Genomic DNA, 20,741 nt, shown 5'->3' on the forward strand with positions numbered 1-20,741 from the left:
GTGACGCATCGGCCAGGACGGGTGGATGGCGGTCGGCCTCGAGCGGCCTCCTACAGGCGGTGCCGTCGTTGCAGGAGCGGACTCGACCGCGACCGCCATGCCGGGCGCCGCATCGGCCAGAACGGATGGATGGTGGTTGGCCTCGAGCGGCCTCCTGCAGGCGGATCGTCCGCCGATGTAGGAGCGGACTCGACCGCGACCGCCATGCCGGGTGACGCATCGGCCAGGACGGATGGATGGCGGTCGGCCTCGCGCGGCCTTCTACAGGCGGTGCCGTCGTTGTAGGAGCGGGCTCGACCGCGAGCGCCATGCCCGGTGACGCATTGGCCAGGACGGATGGACGGCGGTCGGCCTCGAGCGGCCTCCTGCAGGTGGTGCCGTCGCTGTAGGACCGGGCTCGACCGCGAGCGCCATGCCCGGTGACGCATCGGCCAGGACGGATGGATGGCGGTCGGCCTCGCGCGGCCTTCTACAGGCGGTGCCGTCGTTGTAGGAGCGGGCTCGACCGCGAGCGCCATGCCCGGTGACGCATTGGCCAGGACGGATGGATGGCGGTCGGCCTCGCGCGGCCTCCTGCAGGCGGTGCCGTCGCTGCAGGAGCGGGCTCGACCGCGACCGCCATGCCGGTGATGCATCGGCCAGGACGGATGGATGGCGGTCGGCCTCAAGCGGCCTCCTACAGGCGGATCGTCTGCCGATGTAGGAGCGGTCGGCCTCAAGCGGCCTCCTGCAGGCGGATCGTCCGCCAATGTAGGAGCGGGCTCGACCGCGACCGCCATGCCGGGCGCCGCATCGGCCAGGACGGATGGATGGCGGTCGGCCTCGCGCGGCCTCCTGCAGGCGGATCGTCCGCCGATGTAGGAGCGGGCTCGACCGCGACCGCCATGCCGGGCGCCGCATCGGCCAGAACGGATGGATGGTGGTCGGCCTCAAGCGGCCTCCTACAGGCGGATCGTCCGCTGATGTAGGAGCGGACTCGACCGCGACCGCCATGCCGAGTGACGCATCGGCCAGGACGGATGAGTGGCGGTCGGCCTCAAGCGGCCTCCTGCAGGCGGGGCCGTCGCCACGACGGCCCCGCGCCGGCCTCACTCGATCGGCTGGTCCAGCATCAGCTGGCGCACGAAGCGCACCGGCGGTGCGCCGTAGGACAGGACCTGGTCGTGATAGGTCTTCAGGTCGAAGGCCTCGCCGCGTGCTTCCTCGACCGCCTTGCGCATGTCGAAGTGTTCCTGCACACCGACGAAGTAGGTCGGCAGCTGGGCGGAGCTGAGCTGGGCGCGGATCCACTTGCCCGACGCCTCGCTCTCCTGCTGGAAGGTGTCGTGGGTCATCAGCCGCATCGCCTGCTCGCGGCTCCAGCCGTCCACGTGCACGCCCTGGTCGAGGATCGCGTTGGCCACGCTGCGCAGATAGAACTTCAGCTGGACCAGGCGGAACAGCGGGTCGTTGTCGAGGTAACCGGCGTCGGCCATCATCTTCTCGGTGTAGACCGCCCAGCCCTCGGCGAACATGCCCGAGCGCAGCACCGCACGCAGCGTCGACGGGAACTTGCCCGAATGCCAGCCTTCCAGGTAATGGCCCGGCGTGCCCTCGTGGATGCTCAGCAGGTGGATCATCCGGCTGTTGTACTCGCGCAGGAACGAATCGACCTGCTGCTGGTTCCAGTCCTCCGGAATCGGCGAGACCGCGTAGAAGGTCTTCAGGTGCTTGTCCAGCGGGCCGGGCGAGTCGCAGTAGGCGACCGCGACGCCGCGCTGGAATTCCGGCATCAGGATGATCTCGACCTGGGTGTCGGGCAGGGTCATCAGGTCGTGCTGGCGGACGAACGCCGTCGCGTGGTCGAGCGCGACCTTTGCGTCCTCGACCACCTTGTCGCGCGCCGGGCGCTCGGCATACGCCAGTTCCAGCGCCGCTTCGATCGCGGCCTGGCGCTGGTCGTCGCTGGGGCTGTCGGGCAGCGCCGGCGCATCGGCGCGGTCCTTCAGCACGGTACGGGCGATGCCGTACATCTCGTCGCGCACCCGGGCCAGCTCGGCACGGGCGCGTTCGCCGATCTGCGCGCGCGACAGCGAGGAGTTCAGCGCGAACTGCAGCTTCTGGTCGTACAGCGTCGCGCCGATGCGAAAGTCGCCCTTCGCGTTCGGCACCAGGGTGCCGTCCAGCCAGGCCTGGTGCTCGTCGACCGCGGCCTTGAGGCCGTCGATCGCCGCCCGCAGCCGCTGCTGGCCGTCGGCCGGCAGTTCGCCGATGTGCGGGACGATGAAGCTGTCGACGATGCTCAGGATGCCGCGGTTCTGCCGGGCGACGGTCTCGGCGTGGATCTTCGGCACTCGGGCCGGATCGAGGTTGGCGCGGGCCTGCGCCAGCAGCGCCGGCAGCTTCTCCATGCGCGAGGTGGCCGACACCAGACGCTCGGGCAGCGGCGCGAAGTCGCGCGAGACCAGGTCGTACAGCGAGCCGCCGGCCATGCTGTTGTAGGACAGCGGATCCCAGGCCCAGGACTGCAGCACCTCGGCCGACCAGATGTCGGCTTCCAGCTTGTTGCGCAGGATCGATGCGTCGACCTGGTTCTCGCGCGACAGTGCCGCCACGTCGATCGCCTGCAGATCGGTCAGCAGGCCGCGGCGCGCATCGAGCGCACGCTGCCGGCCTTCGGCGCTGAGGTCGTCCAGCTCGGCGTCGAAGCGGTGGTCGCCGATGCCGGTGGCCCAGATCGGCGAGAGCTGGATCCAGGTGTCGACCGCGCGTGCGGACAGCGCGGAGAACGCCGCATCCGCTGCCGCGTCGCCGGCCTGGGCGGTGTCGGCGGTGCCGCCAGGCGCGGGCGGTGTGGACGGCTGGCAGGCGGCCAGGCCGGCAGCGAGCGAGAGGGCGAGCAGGGTGCGGCGCATGCGGTCATCCGGGAGCGAGGGAACAGCCGCGCAGGATAGGACGGAAGCGCGTGTGCCGCACCCGCTGGCGTGCGCCGCGTCGCATCCGTGCGGGCCGACGCGCCTGCGCGCGTGCCGGAAGTCATTTGACCGCGCCGCGGGCGGCTGGCATCAATGCGGTCCGCCCGGTGCATCCATCGCACCTGCTGCCGCCTGCGTCCATCGCCCCGCGCATGGCCGCCCGGATCCGGAGAATGCCGTGCACAGACGTGATTTCCTTGCCCTCGGCGGTGTCGCTGCCGGCGGCCTCCTGCTGCCGGCCTGGTTCGGCCGCGCGATCGCCGCCGAACAGCTGCAGTCCACGCTGGACATCGGGTTCAAGAAACGTCTGGCCGATGCGGCGCTGGCCGCGGCGACGGGCGCGGGCGCCAGCTACTGCGACGTGCGCATCGGCCGCTACCTGCGCCAGTTCATCAACACGCGCGAGGACAAGGTCCAGAACGTCGTCAACGCCGAGTCCACCGGCGCCGGCGTCCGCGTGATCGTCGGTGGCGCCTGGGGCTTCGCCGCGACCAACCAGCTGGACGAGGCCGGCATCGTCCGTGCCGCGCGCCAGGCCGCGGCGATCGCCCGCGCCAATGCGCGCCTGCAGCAGGTGCCGGTACAGCTGGCCGCAGTGAAGGGCGTCGGCGAGGTCAGCTGGAAGACGCCGATCCGGGTCAACGGCATGGCCGTGCCGGTCAAGGACAAGATCGACCTGCTGCTGGGCGTCAACGCGGCGGCGATCGAGGCCGGCGCCGATTTCGCTGCGTCCAACCTGTTCCTGGTCAACGAACAGAAATACTTCGCCAGCACCGATGGCTCCTACATCGACCAGGACGTGCACCGGATCTGGGCGCCGTTCACCGTCACCGCGATCGACAAGAGCAGCGGCAGGTTCCGCACCCGCGATGGCCTGTCCGCGCCGACGGGCATGGGCTACGAGTATCTCGACGGCGACCGTGCAGGGCGGTACGAGCTTCCGGGCGGCGTGGTCGCCTACGGCAGCTCCTACGACATGCGCGAGGACGTGGTCGCCGCGGCGAAGCAGGCGCGGGCCAAGCTGTCGGCGCCGTCGGTGAAACCCGGAAAGTACGATCTGGTGCTGGATCCGTCCAACCTGTTCCTGACCATCCACGAGAACGTCGGCCACCCGCTGGAGCTGGACCGCGTGCTCGGCTACGAGGCCAACTACGCCGGTACCAGCTTCGCCACGCTGGACAAGCGCGAGAGCGGCTACCGCTGGGGCAGCGACATCGTCAACTTCGTCGCCGAACGCACCCGGCCGGGCAGTCTCGGCGCGGTCGGCTACGACGATGAGGGCGTGAAGACGAAGGAATGGAACCTGGTCGAGAACGGCGTGCTGGTCGACTACCAGACCATCCGCGACCAGGCCCACATCCTCGGCAAGTCGGCATCCGATGGCTGCTGCTATGCAGACTCGTGGGACAGCGTGCAGTTTCAGCGCATGCCCAACGTATCGCTGGCCGCGGGCAAGGCGCCGCTGACGGTCGAGCAGATGATCGCCGGCGTGGACAACGGCATCTACATCCATGGCCGCGGCTCGTATTCGATCGACCAGCAGCGCTACAACGCGCAGTTCGGCGGCCAGCTGTACTACGAGATCAGGAACGGCAGGATCACCCTCCAGATCGAGGACGTGGCCTACCAGATCCGCACGCCGGAATTCTGGAATGCCTGCTCTGCGATCTGCGACGAGCGCGACTTCCGCCTCGGCGGTTCGTTCTTCGACGGCAAGGGCCAGCCCAGCCAGGTGTCGGCGGTATCGCATGGCTCGGCGACCACGCGCTTCGACGGCATCAACGTGATCAATACCGCGCGCAGCCTGGGATGACGGGCGCAATGCGATGCACCGCACCGGTGCTGCGGCGCCACAAAGCGGGGCGGCGATCGGGGTTCGGCGGATTTCTTCGCCACCCATGCCGAAAGTCATTTGACGCTCGCTCCGGGCGACGGCAAGAATCGGGCGGTTGCCTGTTCACCAGCACGTAACGCCCCATCCAACCCGCAGCAAGGGTCCACGTCCGCGCGTGGCCCGCATCCGGAGAACTGCCTTGCATAGACGCGACTTCCTGATCCTTGGCGGCCTTGGTCTCGGCGGTGCCGTGCTTCCGTCCTTCCTGGGGCGCGCGATCGCGGCCGAGCAGCTGCAGTCGGTGATCGACGTGGCCTTCAAGAAGCGCCTGGCCGATGTGGCGCTGAACGCGGCCACCGGCGCCGGCGCCAGCTACTGCGACGTGCGCATCGGCCGCTACCTGCGCCAGTTCGTGATGACGCGCGAGGACAAGGTCCAGAACGTGGTCAACGCCGAGTCCACCGGCGTCGGCGTGCGCGTGATCGTCAACGGTGCCTGGGGCTTCGCCGCCAGCAACCAGCTCGATGAGGCCAGCGTCGCCAAAGCCGCGCAGCAGGCCGCCGCGATCGCCCGCGCCAACGCGAAGATCCAGACCACGCCGGTGCAACTGGCGCCGGTGAAGGGCGTCGGCGAGGTCAGCTGGAAGACGCCGATCCGGACCAACGGCATGGCCGTGCCGATCAAGGACAAGGTCGACCTGCTGCTGGGCGTGAACGCCGCGGCAATCGAGGCCGGCGCGGACTTCGTCAATTCCACCCTGTTCCTGGTCAACGAACAGAAGTATTTCGCCAGCACCGACGGTTCCTACATCGACCAGGACGTGCACCGGATCTGGGCGCCGATGTCGGTGACCGCGATCGACAAGGCCAGTGGCAAGTTCCGCACCCGCGACGGCCTGTCCGCACCGATGGGCCTGGGCTACGAGTACCTGGAGGGCGACAGCCGGCAGAAGTTCGTCAGCCCGAACGGTGTGGTCAACTACGGCCTGTCCTACGACATGCGCGAGGACGCCATCGCCGCGGCGAAGCAGGCGCGCGCCAAGCTGTCTGCGCCGTCGGTCAAGCCGGGCAAGTACGACCTGGTGCTCGATCCCTCGCACACCTGGCTGACCATCCACGAGGCCATCGGCCATCCGCTGGAACTGGACCGCGTGCTCGGCTACGAGGCCAACTACGCCGGCACCAGCTTCGCCACGCTGGACAAGCGCGAGCAGCGTTTCCAGTACGGCAGCGACAAGGTCCAGGTGTTCGCCGACAAGATCCAGCCGGGCAGCCTGGGTGCGGTCGGTTACGACGACGAAGGCGTCAAGTGCAAGCGCTGGGACCTGATCAGCGACGGCAAGCTGGTCGACTACCAGACCATCCGCGACCAGGCCCACATCCTCGGCAAGACCGAGTCCGATGGCTGCTGCTATGCCGACTCGTGGTCGAAGGTGCAGTTCCAGCGCATGCCGAACGTGTCGCTGGCGGCGGGCAAGGACCCGCTGTCGGTCGAGCAGCTGATCGGCGGCGTCGAGAACGGCATCTACATCATCGGCGATGGTTCGTTCTCGATCGACCAGCAGCGCTACAACGCGCAGTTCGGCGGTCAGCTGTTCTACGAGATCAAGAACGGCAAGATCACGCGCCAGATCGAGGACGTGGCCTACCAGATCCGCACCCCGGAATTCTGGAACGCCTGCTCGGCCATCTGCGACCAGAGCGACTACCGCCTGGGCGGTTCGTTCTTCGACGGCAAGGGCCAGCCCAGCCAGGTTTCGGCCGTGTCGCACGGCTCGGCCACCGCCCGCTTCGACGGCATCAACGTCATCAACACCGCCCGTTCGCTCGGCTGATCCGGAGACACCATCGACATGAGCATCTTCACCGAAGCGCAGGCCAAGGCCATCCTCGACAAGGTCATCGCGCTGTCGACCGCCGACGAATGCACCGCCACGCTCACCGGCGCCATCGACGGCAACATCCGGTTCGCGCTGAACAACGTCTCCACCAGCGGCATCGTCGAGAACACCGAGCTGGGCGTGCAGGTCGCGTTCGGCAGGCGGGTCGGCACCGCGACCACCAACGCGTTCGACGACGCGGCGCTGGAGCGGGTGGTACGCCGCGCCGAGGAACTGGCGAAGCTAGCGCCGGAGAACCCCGAGTTCGTGCCGGCCATCGGCAAGCAGGAGTACCGCGCCAGCCCGACCTTCAGCGATTCGACCGCGGCGATCGATCCGGACTACCGCGCTACCGTGGCGGCCGACTCGATCCTGCCGTGCCGCGAGGGCGGGCTGATCGCGGCCGGCTTCCTGCGCGATGGCCAGAGCTTCGTCGCGATGGCCAACAGCAACGGCAACTTCGCCTACCAGCAGGCGACCAACTTCAACTACACCTGCACCGTGCGCACCGAGGACGGCCGCGGTTCGGGCTGGGTTGGCCGCAGCCTGCAGCACGCGAAGGACTTCAAGGCCGGCAGCGACATCCGCACCGCGATCCAGAAGGCCAGCGATTCGGCCGAAGCGCGCGCGCTGGAGCCGGGCAAGTACACGGTGATCCTGGAGCCGGCCGCAGCGGCGGGCCTGATCTCCTTCATGATGCGTTTCTTCGATGCGCGCACGGCGGACGAGGGGCGCAGCTTCCTGTCGAAGAAAGGCGGCGGCAACAAGCTGGGCGAGCAGGTCTACGACCCGCGCGTGAACATCGTCGCCGATCCCTGGCATCCGGACGCGGCGGTGCTGCCCTGGGACGGCGACGGCCTGCCGCGCGAGAAGATGGCCATCGTCGAGAACGGCAAGGTCGCCAACCTCAACTACTCGCGGTTCTGGGCGCAGAAGAACGGCAAGCGCGCGTCCGGCCAGCCCGGCAACCTGCTGATGGCCGGCGGCGACAAGTCCACCGCCGAGCTGGTACGCGGCACCCAGCGCGGCATCCTGGTCACCCGGACCTGGTACATCCGCATGGTCGACCCGCAGACCGTGCTGCTGACCGGCCTGACCCGCGACGGCACGTTCTACATCGAGAACGGCCAGATCAAGTACCCGGTGAAGAACTTCCGCTTCAACGAGTCGCCGGTGATCATGCTCAACAACATCGACGAGCTCGGCAGGCCCGAGCGCGTCGCCGGCGACGAGTCCAGCCTGGTGATGATGATCCCGCCGATGCGTCTGCGCGATTTCACCTTCACCTCGCTCTCGGACGCCGTCTGACCGCACGGGAGGGACGGTGCGGCGCATCCTCGTCGCGTCGCACCGTCCTTCCCGCTGCTTCGCCCGTCGTTCCCCCGTGCCGGACCTTCGATGATGAAACGCCGTGGCTTCCTGCAGCTCGGGCTCGGTGCCGCCGGCATCTCGCTGCTGCCGGAGCCGCTGCGCGCCGCGCCCGGCTACGACTTCTGGTTCACCCGGATCCGCTACGCCTCGGGCAACTGGGACGTGGACGCGCGGATGCCGTCCAACCTGATCACCTCGCTGATCGATTACACCAGCCTGCGGGTCGACCCGAAGGAGCATGTGATCGACCTGGCCGATCCGGCGATCCTGATGGCGCCGTTCTGTTACCTGTCCGGGCACAAGTTGGTCGAGTTCTCGCCCGATGAGCGCCGCAATTTCGAGCGTTACGTGCGCAACGGCGGCTTCGTCTTCGTCGACGACTGCAACCACGACATCGACGGCCTGTTCGCGAAATCCTTCGAGGCGCAGATGGCGGCGATCTTCGGCCGCAGCGCGCTGAAGAAGCTGCCCAACACGCATCCGCTTTACAGCAGCTTCTTCCGTTTTCCCGACGGCCCGCCGGCGACCAGCTTCGAGCTCAACGGCTGGGGCGACGATCTGGTCCACGATTACCTCAAGGGCATCGAGATCGACGGCCGCCTCGGCGTGCTCTACAGCAACAAGGATTACGGCTGCGAGTGGGATTACGACTGGCGCAACAAGCGCTTTCTCGCCGAGGACAACACGAAGTTCGGCGTCAACATCGTGATGTACGCGCTCAACGGCTAGCTTCTTCCCATCGACAGGTCACTGCCCCACGCATGGACACCATCACCGAAAGCGAGATCCAGTCGCGCATCGCGCGCCTGACCCAGTTGCGCCAGGCCATCGGCCAGGCCGTGGTCGGCCAGAATGCCGTGGTCGAACAACTGCTGGTCGCGCTGCTGGCCGGAGGCCACTGTCTTCTGGAGGGCGCGCCCGGCCTGGGCAAGACCCTGCTGGTGCGCTCGCTCGGGCAGGCGCTGGAACTGCCGTTCCGGCGCGTGCAGTTCACGCCCGACCTGATGCCCAGCGACATCCTCGGCACCGAGCTGCTGGAAGAGGACCACGGCACCGGCCGGCGTCACTTCCGCTTCCAGCCCGGGCCGGTGTTCACCAGCCTGCTGCTGGCCGACGAGCTCAACCGCACGCCGCCCAAGACCCAGGCCGCGCTGCTGGAGGCGATGCAGGAGCGCACCGTCAGCTACGCCGGCACCACCCATCCGCTGCCGGCGCCGTTCTTCGTGCTGGCCACCCAGAACCCGGTCGAACAGGCCGGCACCTATCCGCTGCCCGAGGCGCAGCTGGACCGCTTCCTGCTGCACGTGCGGGTCGACTACCCGGACGAGGCCGAGGAGCGCGCGATCCTGGTCCAGACCACCGGCCGTGGCGATGCCAGCGTGCCGGTGGTGATGCAGGGCGAGGATCTGCTGGCGCTGCAGGCGCTGGTGCGCGACGTGCATCTGGGCGACGACCTGCTGACCTGGATCACGCGGCTGGTGCGCGCCAGCCGCCCCGGCCCGGACGCGCCCGAGGTCGTGCGCCAGTACGTGCGCTGGGGCGCGGGGCCGCGCGCCGGCCAGTCGCTGGTGCTGGCGTCCAAGGCGCGTGCGTTGCTGCATGGCCGGCTCGCCGCCACCCGCGAGGATGTGCTGGCGCTCGCCGCGCCGGTGATGCGTCACCGGCTGCTGCTGTCGTTCGCCGCCGAAGCCGACCAGAAGAGCACCGACGACGTGATCGAGGCGCTGCTGCGCGCCGTGCCGCACACCGCCTGATCCGCATGGACGTGTCCGCCGACCCGCGCGTGGCCGAGCTCGTCGCGCGCCTGCGCGACCTGCGCCTGACGCCGCGCCGCGAGGCCGGCGGGCTCGGCGTCGGCCAGCACGCCAGCCGCAGCCGCGGCGCCGGGCTGGAGTTCTCGCAGTACCGCGCCTACGAGCAGGGCGACGAGCCGCGCCGGATCGACTGGCGCCTGTACGCGCGCAGCGACCGCTTCTTCGTCCGCGAGTCCGAGCGCGAGAGCCCGTTGACGCTGTGGCTGCTGCTCGACGCCAGCGCCTCGATGGCGCAGGCCGACGACGCGCGTCCGGGCTGGCGCCGCTTCGATGCGGCGCGGACCATCGCCGCGGCGCTGGCGGACCATGTGCAGCGGCAGGGCGACCGGGTCGGCCTGGCCGTGCTGCACGACGCGGGCCTGCGCCTGGTCGCGGCCGGGCAGGGGCCGCGCCAGCGCGACCGGATCCGCCTCGCACTACGCGCGCTGCAGGCCGGCGGTGGCGTTCCCGCCGAGCGCCAGCTGCTGCCGTTGTGGGAGCGGATCGGCCCGCGCGACATGGTGCTGCTGCTCAGCGACTGCTTCGATCCGCAACTGGTGGCGCTGGTCGAACGCCTGGCCCGGGCCGGGCGCGATGCGCTGGTGCTGCAGCTGCTGACCGTGGCCGAGCGCGATTTTCCGTTCGATGGCGGCCATGAGTTCCACGATCCGGAGAGTGGGCAGCGCCTGCTCGGCGACGGCGCGACGCTGCGCGACGACTACCTGCGCCGCTTCGGCGACGCCCAGCAGGCGCTGCGCTCGCGTCTGGCCGGCGCGGGCGCGCGCTACGCCTGCTGCTGCCTGGAAGAACCGCTGGACCGCGCCCTGCGGCGGTTGTTCGATCCCCGTGCGCTGGCGGGTGGCCGATGAACCTGGTGCTGCTGGCGCCGCTGGGACTGGCCGCGCTCGCTGCGCTGCTGGTGCCGTTGCTGCTGCACCTGCGCCGCCGCGACGAGCGCCGTCCGGTCGACTTCGCCGCGCTGCGCTGGCTGCGCCAGCACCCGCGGCCGCGCTTCCGCCTGCGCATGGAGGAGTGGCCGTTGCTGCTGCTGCGCCTGCTGCTGCTGGCCCTGCTGGCGCTGTGGCTGGCGCGGCCGGCGACGACGGCAGTGGAGGCGTCGCGGCACTGGACGCTGCTGGTGCCGGGCGTCGATCCCGCGCCGCTGCTGCCGCCACGCGAAGGCGAACAGCGGCGCTGGCTGGCGCCCGGGTTTCCGCCGCTGCAGCAGGCGCCCGCGCCGGCCGACGGACACGCCTCCCTTCCCAGCCTGCTGCGCCAGCTCGATGCCGATCTGCCTGCCGGCGATACCGTCAGCGTGTTGGTGCCCGCGCGGTTCGCCGCCGATGGCGGCCCGCTGCAGCTCTCGCGCGAGGTCGACTGGCGCGTCGTGCGCACGCCGGCGGTCCTGCCTGCCGCGGACCCGGCTGGTCCGGCCTCTGGACCCGCGCTGCGATTGGCCGTACGCCATGCCGGTGGAGTGCCCGGTGCGCACTATCTGCATGCCGCGGCGGCGGCCTGGTCGGATGAGGCCGCGTTGCCTGCCGCCACCGATGCGCCACCGACTGGAGCGGCGGTCAACGACGCGCAGTCCCCGTGGCCGGCCGATGCGCAGGTCCGCGCCTGGCTGGGCGAGGGGGCGATGCCGTCCGCACTACAGGACTGGGTCGCGCAGGGCGGGACAGCGCTGCTGGCCTCCGGTGTGGACCTGCCGTCGACCGATGCCGTGCCGCTGGTGCGCTGGCAGGACGCCGACGGCCTGCCGCTGATCGAGGAGCTGCCGACCGGCCGCGGCCGGATCCTGCGCTTCACCCGCGCGTTGACCGCGCAGGCGATGCCGGCACTGCTCGAAGCCGATTTCCCGCAGCACCTGCATGAGGCACTGGCACCGGCATCGCCTGCGGCGTCCATCGCCGATGCCGGGGCCTATCGGCCTGCCGCGGGTGCATCGGCGTTCGTGCCGCCGCCACGCGATCTGCGGCCGTGGTGGGCGCTGGCCATCGCCGCGATGTTCCTGCTCGAACGCTGGTTCGCCAGCACACGCCGGCGCGGAGGCGTGGCATGAGCACGCCACTGCATCGGCTCGCGGCACAGGCGCGCGCGCGTGCGTTGACCGGCGTCCTGCTGGCCGGCGTGCCCTGGGCGGCCGCATTGGCCGTGCTGGCCTGGCGGCTGCGCGGCATGCCGGCAGCGCTGCTGGTGGCCGCGGTCTGCGTGCCGGTGCTGCTGGTACTGGCGGCAGTGCGCGCCCGCCGCTTCGATCCGGCCTGGGCGGTGCGTCGCCTGGATGCGGCGCGGGCCGACCTGGAAGACAGCAGTGGCCTGCTGCTCGTGCCGGAGACGGACCTCGGCCCGCTGCAGCGGCTGCAGCAGGCACGCCTGCGCGAGCGGGTGCGGGTGCGGCCCGTGCAGGGGCTGGCGCCGGCGCTGCCGTGGCGACGGCTGCTGGCCGCCGGCGCCGCTGCGATGGCGCTGGGCGTGATCGTGCTGCTGTGGCCGGCACGGCCACCGGCGCCACGGCAACCCACGGCACAGCAGCGCAGCGCGCCGGTCGAGCGCGCACCGGGCGTGGTGGACCAGCGCCTGGCTTACCAGCCTCCGGCCTATACCCGCGTCGCCGCCGGCGAACAGGACGGCCTGGATGCCCGGCTGCCCGAGGGAACGCAACTGGACTGGCGGTTCCGGTTCGACCCTGCGCCCGCGTCGGCCGCGCTGGTGTTCGTCGACGGCAGCCGCCTGGAGCTGCAGCGCGGGGACGACGGCTGGCGCGCGCGCCATGCGCTGCGCGCGTCGGCGCTGTACCGGCTGGAGATCGATGGCGCCATCGCCGATCCGGCGGCCGCGCCGCATCGGCTGGAGGCCATCGCCGACGCGCCGCCGCAGGTGCAGGTGATCGAACCCGAGCGCAGCCCGGTCCTGGTCGAGGCCGGACAGCGGCGCTGGGCGCCGGTGTTCGAGGCCAGCGACGACTACGGCCTGGTCGGCAACGCGCGGCTGCGGATCACCCTGGCCCAGGGCAGCGGCGAAAACGTGACCTTCCACGAACGCAGCCTGGAGCTGGCCGGGCAGGGCGATGCGACGCGCCGCCGTTACCGCGCCGACCTCGACCTGGCCGCATTGGGCATGGGCGCCGGCGACGACCTGGTCGTGCAGCTGGAGGTGCGCGACAACCGCAGCCCGCAGCCGCAGTCCACGCGCAGCGCCAGCGTGATCCTGCGCTGGCCGGCGCATCTGGACGCGGCCGCCGAAGGCCTGGAGCTGCTCCAGCGCAGCGTGCTGCCGGCCTATTTCCGCAGCCAGCGCCAGATCATCATCGATGCCGAGGCGCTGCAGGCGCAGAAGCCGCGGCTGGAGGCGGAGCGCTTCGTCGCCCGCTCCGATGCGATCGGCGTCGACCAGCGCATCCTGCGGCTGCGCTACGGTCAGTTCCTCGGCGAGGAGGCGGAAGGCGCACCGAAGCCGCCGCCGCGCGCGGCCGATGCGGACGCCGACGCGCACGAGGCGCACGCCGGCCACGACGGCCATGACGACCATGCGCAGGGCGGCGCGCGTCCGTCCGCCGACGTCGCCGCGGCACCGGAGGCGCACGACCACGCGCACGCCGACGCGCCCGGGCAGGACGCCGCCGGCTTCGGCCGGGAAAGCGACGTGCTGGCCGAGTACGGCCACACCCACGACCACGCCGAGGCGGCGACCCTGCTCGACCCGGAAACGCGGGCCACGCTGAAGCAGGCGCTGGACCAGATGTGGCAGTCGGAGCTGCAGCTGCGCCAGGGACGTCCGGATGCGGCGCTGCCGTTCGCGCACCGCGCCCTGGCGTTCATCAAGCAGGTGCAGCAGGCCGAACGGGTGTTCCTGCCGCGGCTCGGTGCCGAGCTGCCACCGATCGACGAAAGCCGCCGCCTCGGCGGCAAGCGCGACGGCATCGCCCGCGCGGCCTGGAGGGTGCCCGCGCGCGATGACGCCGATGGCGCCGTGCTGCTCGCGGCCTGGCAGGCGCTGGCCACCGATGCGCCGCGCGAGGCGCTGGACCTGGAGGCGCTGCAGCGCTGGATCGACACGCACCGCGACCGCATCGAGCGCCCGCTGGACCTGCTCGCCGCGCTGGACAGCGTGCGTCTGCAGCCGGCCTGCGATCCGTGCCGGCGCGACCTGCGCGCGCGCCTGTGGAGCGTGCTGCAGCGTCCACCGGCGGGTGCCGCGGTGCGCGCCCCGCTCGATGCGCAGGGCGGGCGTTATCTGCGTGCACTGCAGGAGCAGGCACGATGAGCGCGGCGACGTGGACTCCCGATCTCTGGCTGGCCGGCGCGCTCGCCCTGGCGGCGCTGCTCGCGCTGCTGCGCCTGTGCCTCCGCCACCGGCGCGCGGTAGCGGGCACGCGTCTGCCGGCCTGGCGCCTGGGCCTGCTGCTGGCATTGCAGCCGCTGGCCGCCGGCCTGCTGTGGTTGACGCTGTCGCCGCCGCGCGTCGCGGTGCCGGCGGCCACGCTGACGGTGCTGACCGCGGGTGCCGACGCCGCTGCGGCCGCCGCGGAAGGCCTCGTCGTCGCCCTGCCGGGCGTCGATGCGGTCCCTGAACATGCCGAACGCGTGCCCGATCTCGGCACGGCGCTGCGCCGCCACCCGCAGGTACGGCAGCTGCAGGTGATCGGCCACGGGCTGGAGGCGCGCGACCGTGATGCGGTGCAGGGGCGGGCGCTGGCCTTCGTCCCGGCCGCGCTGCCCGTCGGCCTGGTCGAGCTGCACCTGCCGGACAGCGTGGTCGCCGGTGGCAGCCTGCGCATCGCCGGCCGCGGCCACGCGCTCGATGGCGGGCGTGCGCTGCTGCTCGATCCGGCCGGGCAGGTACAGGACGTCCGCCCGCTGGACGGGGACGGACGCTTCGCGCTGGCCACCAGCCTGCGCTTGCCGGGCGAGGCGCCGTTCGCGCTGCGGCTCGAGGATGCCGATGGCAACATGCGCGATACCGTGCAGCTGCCGCTGTGGGTCGAAGCGGCATCGCCGCTGCGGCTGGAGCTGCGCGCCGGCGCGCCGTCGCCCGAGGTGAAGCATCTGCGGCGCTGGGCGCAGGACGCCGGTCTGCGCATGCAGGCGCAGATCGCCACCGGCGCCGGCATGCAGTTCGGCGATGCGGTGATCCCGCTGGACGCGACGCGTCTGGCCGAGGTCGATCTGCTGATCGCCGACGAACGCAGCTGGGCCGGCTGGACCGCCGGGCAACGCCAGGCCGTGCTCGACGCGGTCGAACAGGGCATGGGCCTGCTGCTGCGGATGACCGCGCCACCGCCGGCAGCGGTGCGCACGCAGTGGCGCGCGCTGGGCTTCTCGCTCGACGGCAGCGGCGCGGCGGTCACCCTGCGCCTGCCCGCGCCGGCCGGCGTCGCCCGGAACGGGCAGGATGCCGGCACGGCCGACGCCGATGCGCTCGCGCTGCCCGCGCTGGGCCGCATCGGCGTGCGGGTCGACGCTGGCGATGCGCCGGCGCTGGCGCGCGATGCCGACGGCGCTCCGCTGGGCTGGTGGCAGGCGCGCGGTCTCGGCCGGATCGGGCTATGGCTGCCGGCCGACAGCTTCCGCCTGGTCCTCACCGGGCATGCCGACGTGCATGGCGCGCTGTGGGCGGACCTGGTGCAGCGGCTGGCGCGCGCGCCGGCCGACGCATCGCTGCCACGTCCGGACGCCGGCGATGCGCGCGTCGGCCAGCGGATGCAGTGGTGCGCGGCCGGCGAGGCGGTGCGCGTACTCGATCCGGCCGGCAACGCCTCGCCGCTGCTGGTCGATCCGGCCACCGGCGCGCGCCGCTGCGCGGGCTACTGGCCGACCGGCGCCGGCTGGCACCGTGTGGTCGATGCCGACGAGAACACGCGTCGCTTCCATGTCCGCGCGGCCGACGATGCGCCGCTGCTGGAGCTGGCCGGACGCCAGCGGGCGACGCAGGCCCTGGTCGGCCCCGGCACCGGCGCGGCGGCCGGCGATGCGCAGCGCGACGTCCCCGGTTCGCCGTGGCCGTGGGCGCTGGCCTGGTTGCTGGCGATGGCGGCCAGCTGGTGGCTGGAGCGGCGGCGTTCTCCGGCTGCGCCACGCGCCTGAACGCTTTTCCGGGCGCAGGCTCCAGCGACGCCGGGCCGACGAAGAGGTCGAAGTGGTGCAGTCGCGCGTGGCCGGTCACCACGACCGTGGCGAGCCGTGATGATGGATCGCCGTAAAAACAGGTGGTTACAGCGCCCGCGCTGCCGCGATGCGCAGGCGCGGCTGATCCGGCGGCGGTCACCGATTAAGCTGTGCGCCCCCAAGGATTGGACCAGAACCCATGCAGCAGCCCACCGACGACATCGTGCGCACCCCGCGCGGCTGGATGCCGCGGATCCCCGGATCGCTGGCCGTCGCCGCGTTGCTGGCGCTGCTGGCGGGCTGCGCGCCCGGGCCGGGCAGCGGTGTTGCGTCGGCCGGCGCAGGTGGCGCATCGCGCGGGGCGTTCCTCGCCTACGAGCACGATGTCCGGATCGAGCTGGAGGCGCAGGCCATTCCCGCGCGGCTGGCCGCCGCGCGCCAGGCCTGCGAACAGGGCAGCCACGGTCCCTGCGAGGTCCTGCAGGTGGAGCAGGCCGGAGGTGACCATCCGTCCGCGCTGCTCACGGTGCGCATCGTGCCCGACGGCGTCGAGCCGTTGATCGCGCTGGCCGGCGAGGACGCCAGGATCGGCAGCCGCAACACGCAGGCCGAGGATCTGGCGGCGGCGGTGCACGACACCGCGCGGCTGCAGGCGCGGCTGCAGCGCGAGCAGGCCAGGCTGCAGGAGTTCCAGCAGCGGCGCGACCTGTCGGTGGCCGACATGATCGCCCTGTCGCAGCAGCTGGCCCAGGTCGAGGCGCAGCTGGAAGAGGCCGCGCAGGTGTCGGCCCAGCAGCAGCGGCGGATCGACACCCAGAAGCTGACCCTGCGGTTCCGCGTGCCGGAGCGGGTCGGTGGCGGCGAGATCGGCCAGGCCGTGCGCGATTTCATCGGCACGCTGGCGATCGGCACCGCCTGGACCATCCGTGCGGTCGCCTTCGTGCTGCCGCTGGCGGGGCTGGTCGTGGCGGCGCTATGGCTGCGTCGCCGCCTGCGCCGGCGGCAGCGGGCCTGAGCCCGGCGGCTTACTCGTCCTCGGCCTCGAACTCGACCACCAGACCGAGCCGGATCGCCAGTTCCTCGACCGCCGCGCGCACCCGCCCGGCGGTGTAGTCGTTGGGGGCGTCCACTTCCAGCTCATGGGTGCCGGGGCCGATGTCGTCGGACAGGCCGGCCGAGCTGGAATCCTCGTCGTCCATGCGCGGCATCAGGTCGGCGACTTCTTCGACGTGCTCGATGCCTTCCACGCTCTGCAGCAGGTCGGCCACCGCACGCAGGTCGTCGCTGCTGCCGATGATGCGGATACGGAGCTGGGGCATGGCGTGGTCTCGTTCGGGAACAGGCATCCAGACTGGCCGCTGGCCGATCAACGAGGGGTGAGGGCGCGCGCGGCGTCGACGCCGGCGCACTCGCGATGCGCGTTGTTGCGTGGCAACATCGATCCCGCCTTCGCCCCCGCCGACCCCGCCACGCCGTGCCGCGCATCCTGCTGGTCAACGACACCGACAAGCCGATCGGGCAGCTGCGCGAAGCGCTGGCCGCTGCCGGGCACGAGGTGCTGGAAGAGGTGGTGGCCGCCCGCGACCTGCTGCGCGCAGTGCAGACCCGGCAGCCGGACGTGGTCATCGTCGACGTCGACTCGCCCTCGCGCGACACGCTCGAACAGCTCGCGCTGATCCACCAGCACGCACCGCGCCCGGTGGTGATGTTTTCCGGCGACGGCGACGACCAGCTGATCCGCTCGGCGGTGGGTGCCGGCGTCACCGCCTACGTGGTCGACGGCCTGGCGCCGACGCGGCTGGCGCCGATCATCCAGGTCGCGCTGGCGCGCTTCGAGCGGCAGAACGACGTGCAGCGCCAGCTCGATGCCGTGCAGCAGCAACTGAGCGAGCGCAAGCTGGTCGACCGCGCCAAGGGCGTGCTGATGGACAAGCGCGGCATGAGCGAGGCCGAGGCCTACGCCGCGCTGCGCCAGCAGGCGATGAAGCAGGGCCGGCGCCTGGCCGACGTGGCCCGCCAGATCATCGCGATGGCCGATCTGCTCGACCGGGGGACCCCATGACCGAGACGCTGCGCACGCTGGACGTGGGCTTCATGCCGCTGATCGACTGCGCGCCGCTGGTGGTGGCCGCCGAACTCGACCTCGGCCGCCGCCATGGCCTGGCGCTGCGCCTGCACCGGCAGGCCTCGTGGGCCGCCGTGCGCGACCGCCTGCTCAGCGGCCAGCTCGATGCAGTGCACGCGCTGGCCGGTATGGTCTACGGCATCGATGCCGGCATCGCCGGGCCGCAGGCCGACCTGGCGATCCTGCTCACCCTCAACCAGAACGGGCAGGCGATCACGCTGGCGCCCGCGCTGGCCGACGCGCTCGCCGCCGGCACCCCGTTGCCGGCGCTGCTGGACGCGCTGCCGCGGATGCCGGTGTTCGCCCAGACCTTTCCCACCGGCACCCACGCGCTGTGGCTGTACCACTGGCTGGCCGCGCAGGGCGTCGACCCGATGCGCGGCATCGTCTCGGTGACCCTGCCGCCTTCGCAGATGCCCGAGGCGCTGGCCTGCGGCGAACTGGACGGCTACTGCGCCGGCGAGCCGTGGGCCGCGCATGCCGAAGCGCTCGGCATCGGCCGGCGGGTGATCCGCAGCGGCGCCATCTGGCCCGGGCATCCGGAGAAGGTGCTGGCCTGCCGCCGCGACATGGCGGCGCTGGAGCCGGAGCTGGCGACCGCACTGACCGCGACCGTGCTCGAGGCCTGCCGCTGGCTCGATGCGCCGGCCCACCGTGCCGAGGCGGCGGCCTGGCTGGCGCGCCCCGAGGTGATCGGGCTGCCCGAGGCGCGCATCGCCGCCTGTCTGCTGCCCGACCCGTCGGTCCCCGAGGAACAGTGGCTGCGCTTCCACGATGCGGGCCGGGTCAACCTGCCGTGGCTGTCGGACGGGCACTGGTTCCTGCAGCAGTTCCGGCGCTGGGGCTGGCTGGAGGCCGCCGATGCCGGCGACGACGAACGTCGGCTGCGCAACCTGCACCGGCTCGATACCTTCCGTGCCGCCGCCACGCGGATCGGGGTGGCCGCGCCCGACGAGGACGTCAGGGAGATCCGGCTGTTCGATGCCCAGGGGCTGGCCGCCCCGTAACCCGGTGCACCGCCGCGGCGCCTGCGCTCGTCGGACATCGGGGGGATGCGGACATGTCTGCATCGCCGGATCGCGGATGCGCCGCGGCAGACGCGGCGCTGCAATGCGGTCAGGCCGGAACCTGCCCTGGACGCAGGCGGCGATGTGATGGATCCCGTCGGGTGCCTTGCCGGCGACCGCGCCCTGATGGCCCGCGGCTGCGCGGCGCCGTCGTGACGCCATCGGGCGCGTCCGCGTGCCGCGTCTGCGCTTCGCTCCTCACTCCGCTGCGGCCTGCGCGGTCGGTGGCAGGTAGAACGCGGCGATGTGGGGCAGGAAGCGCTGCGGATTGGCGCCGGCCAGGTTGGTCAGGACGATGATCGCCAGCCCGTCGTCGGGATAGATGACGAAGGCGGCGCGTGCGCCGCCGATGCCGGCCACCTGCCGGTGCGCGCCCGTCGCCAGCACCGGCCAGCCGGCCGACCAGGCGCCGGCGCTGCCGTCGGCCAGCTCCGCCGGCGTCCACATCGCGCGCAGCGCGTCCTTCGGCAGCAGACGGCCGTCGGTCAGCGCGATGATCCAGCGCGACAGTTCCTCCGCGTTGGTCTGGATGCCGCCGCCGGCCCACAGGCTGTAGGGGATCGCGTAGATCCAGCGCGACATGCGCTGGCCGTCGTCCGGCGCCAGGCTGCGGCGCGGCGAGTGGCTGTAGATCGTCGCCGCGCCGGGCACCAGGTCGTAGCTGTCGCCGAACCGCGTGGCGGGCATGCCGGCCACCGCGAACTGGTGCGTGGCCATGTACCGGTCGTACGGCATCCCGGACTGGCGGGCGATGATCCGCGCGAGCAGACCGTAGTTGGTCTGGTTGTAGGCGAAGCGGGTGCCGGCCGGCGCGTCGGGCGCGTGCGCCTCGGTCGCGGCCCAGGCCGCGCGCTCGTCCGCGTCGATCAGATCCCCCTGCGGGTCGACGATGTCGGGCAGACCGGAGGTGTGGGCGAGCAGTTCGCGCACCCGCACCCACCGCCACGCGGGCGGCAGGTCGTCCAGATAGCGGCCGACCGGTGCGTCCAGCGCGACCCGGCCCTCGGCGGCCAGCTGCGCCATCGCCACGCCGGTGAGGGGCTTGGTGGCCGAGTTGAGTGGAAACAGTGTGCTGGCGGTGACCGGCACCTGGTTCTCGACATTGGCCAGGCCCAGGCTCTCGGACAGCACCACGCGGCCGTCCCGGATGACCGCGATCTGCAGGCCGGGAATCCGCTCCTGCGCCATGGTCCGGCGGATGTAGTCGCGGGTCAGCGCGTTGGCGTGCTCCAGCGCGTCCGTGGCGCGGGCGATGCCGGAGCACGCCAGCAGCGCGACGCTGGTGGCCAGGGCGAATCGGTGCAGTCCAGCCAGCATGCAGGTCTCCGGGATGATCGGTTGGCGGATCGATGGACGGGCTCTGCCCGTCATGTGGTCAGCTCAGAACCGGCTTGGATGCGGACCACGCGTGGAAGGTTGGGGGCGGGTGGGGCGCACCCCGCCAAGCAGGCGACACGGCTGGCGCAATCCTGCGCGTGCATGAAGGCGCGGCCCGGGCGGGAGCCGTGCACGCCGCCATGGCCGGGCCCGGCCTCGCGCCGTCGCGATGGTGCGGTGCACACATGCGGTGCGAGCGCCTGCACGGAATCGGTGCGTCGTGTGGCCACGTGC

Annotated in this window: 15 protein-coding genes; 12 read left to right on the forward strand and 3 right to left on the reverse strand. The window is 71.8% G+C overall.

The annotated features are described in order from the left end of the window. Window positions 1-1,088 precede the first annotated feature (1,088 nt). Window positions 1,089-2,894: a DUF885 domain-containing protein gene (locus IB242_RS09760; protein WP_192278600.1), complete on the reverse strand. Its 1,806-nt coding sequence runs from the start codon at window positions 2,892-2,894 to the stop codon at window positions 1,089-1,091. A 238-nt stretch (window positions 2,895-3,132) separates the two neighbouring features. On the opposite strand from IB242_RS09760, the gene IB242_RS09765 reads away from it, so the two are divergent. From IB242_RS09765 to IB242_RS09810, 10 genes are all read left to right on the forward strand, one after another. Next, complete coding sequence (locus tag IB242_RS09765; protein WP_192278601.1) at window positions 3,133-4,767, forward strand: TldD/PmbA family protein; 1,635 nt, start codon at window positions 3,133-3,135, stop codon at window positions 4,765-4,767. Window positions 4,768-4,987: 220 nt separating this feature from the next. Beyond that, window positions 4,988-6,622, forward strand: coding sequence for a TldD/PmbA family protein (locus IB242_RS09770; RefSeq protein ID WP_192278603.1), 1,635 nt, complete (start codon window positions 4,988-4,990; stop codon window positions 6,620-6,622). A gap of 18 nt (window positions 6,623-6,640) precedes the next feature. Further along, window positions 6,641-7,975, forward strand: coding sequence for a TldD/PmbA family protein (locus IB242_RS09775; protein ID WP_192278605.1), 1,335 nt, complete (start codon window positions 6,641-6,643; stop codon window positions 7,973-7,975). A gap of 90 nt (window positions 7,976-8,065) precedes the next feature. Continuing rightward, entirely contained in the window at window positions 8,066-8,767 is a 702-nt protein-coding gene (locus IB242_RS09780) for a DUF4159 domain-containing protein (protein WP_343237118.1), read from the forward strand. 32 nt (window positions 8,768-8,799) lie between these two features. Next, complete coding sequence (locus IB242_RS09785; RefSeq protein ID WP_192278607.1) at window positions 8,800-9,792, forward strand: MoxR family ATPase; 993 nt, start codon at window positions 8,800-8,802, stop codon at window positions 9,790-9,792. A gap of 11 nt (window positions 9,793-9,803) precedes the next feature. Next, on the forward strand, window positions 9,804-10,700 hold the full coding sequence (locus IB242_RS09790; protein WP_343237135.1) for a DUF58 domain-containing protein: 897 nt from the start codon (window positions 9,804-9,806) through the stop codon (window positions 10,698-10,700). Then, a complete protein-coding gene (locus tag IB242_RS09795) occupies window positions 10,697-11,893 on the forward strand; it encodes a BatA domain-containing protein (RefSeq protein ID WP_192278610.1) in 1,197 nt (398 codons plus the stop codon). Before IB242_RS09790 ends, IB242_RS09795 begins: the two co-directional genes overlap by 4 nt. Beyond that, window positions 11,890-14,097, forward strand: a complete 2,208-nt coding sequence (locus IB242_RS09800; RefSeq protein WP_192278612.1) for a hypothetical protein — start codon at window positions 11,890-11,892, stop codon at window positions 14,095-14,097. The genes IB242_RS09795 and IB242_RS09800 overlap by 4 nt, the downstream gene beginning before the upstream one ends. Beyond that, the gene (locus IB242_RS09805; protein WP_192278614.1) at window positions 14,094-15,917 is read left to right on the forward strand and encodes a carboxypeptidase regulatory-like domain-containing protein; all 1,824 of its coding nucleotides are present in this window, start codon (window positions 14,094-14,096) and stop codon (window positions 15,915-15,917) included. The genes IB242_RS09800 and IB242_RS09805 overlap by 4 nt, the downstream gene beginning before the upstream one ends. A gap of 220 nt (window positions 15,918-16,137) precedes the next feature. Next, complete coding sequence (locus tag IB242_RS09810; RefSeq protein WP_192278616.1) at window positions 16,138-16,953, forward strand: DUF4349 domain-containing protein; 816 nt, start codon at window positions 16,138-16,140, stop codon at window positions 16,951-16,953. 10 nt (window positions 16,954-16,963) lie between these two features. Here the strand turns inward: IB242_RS09810 and IB242_RS09815 are convergent, their stop codons facing one another. Beyond that, window positions 16,964-17,257, reverse strand: coding sequence for a hypothetical protein (locus IB242_RS09815; RefSeq protein WP_192278618.1), 294 nt, complete (start codon window positions 17,255-17,257; stop codon window positions 16,964-16,966). Window positions 17,258-17,412: 155 nt separating this feature from the next. On the opposite strand from IB242_RS09815, the gene IB242_RS09820 reads away from it, so the two are divergent. After that, window positions 17,413-18,000: an ANTAR domain-containing protein gene (locus tag IB242_RS09820; RefSeq protein WP_343237119.1), complete on the forward strand. Its 588-nt coding sequence runs from the start codon at window positions 17,413-17,415 to the stop codon at window positions 17,998-18,000. Continuing rightward, window positions 17,997-19,070, forward strand: a complete 1,074-nt coding sequence (locus IB242_RS09825; RefSeq protein WP_192278622.1) for a CmpA/NrtA family ABC transporter substrate-binding protein — start codon at window positions 17,997-17,999, stop codon at window positions 19,068-19,070. The genes IB242_RS09820 and IB242_RS09825 overlap by 4 nt, the downstream gene beginning before the upstream one ends. Before the next feature lie 258 nt (window positions 19,071-19,328). Here the strand turns inward: IB242_RS09825 and IB242_RS09830 are convergent, their stop codons facing one another. Next, window positions 19,329-20,447: a serine hydrolase domain-containing protein gene (locus IB242_RS09830; protein WP_192278624.1), complete on the reverse strand. Its 1,119-nt coding sequence runs from the start codon at window positions 20,445-20,447 to the stop codon at window positions 19,329-19,331. Window positions 20,448-20,741 lie beyond the last annotated feature (294 nt).

Source organism: Xanthomonas sp. XNM01, assembly GCF_014851915.1.
Classification (GTDB): domain Bacteria; phylum Pseudomonadota; class Gammaproteobacteria; order Xanthomonadales; family Xanthomonadaceae; genus Pseudoxanthomonas.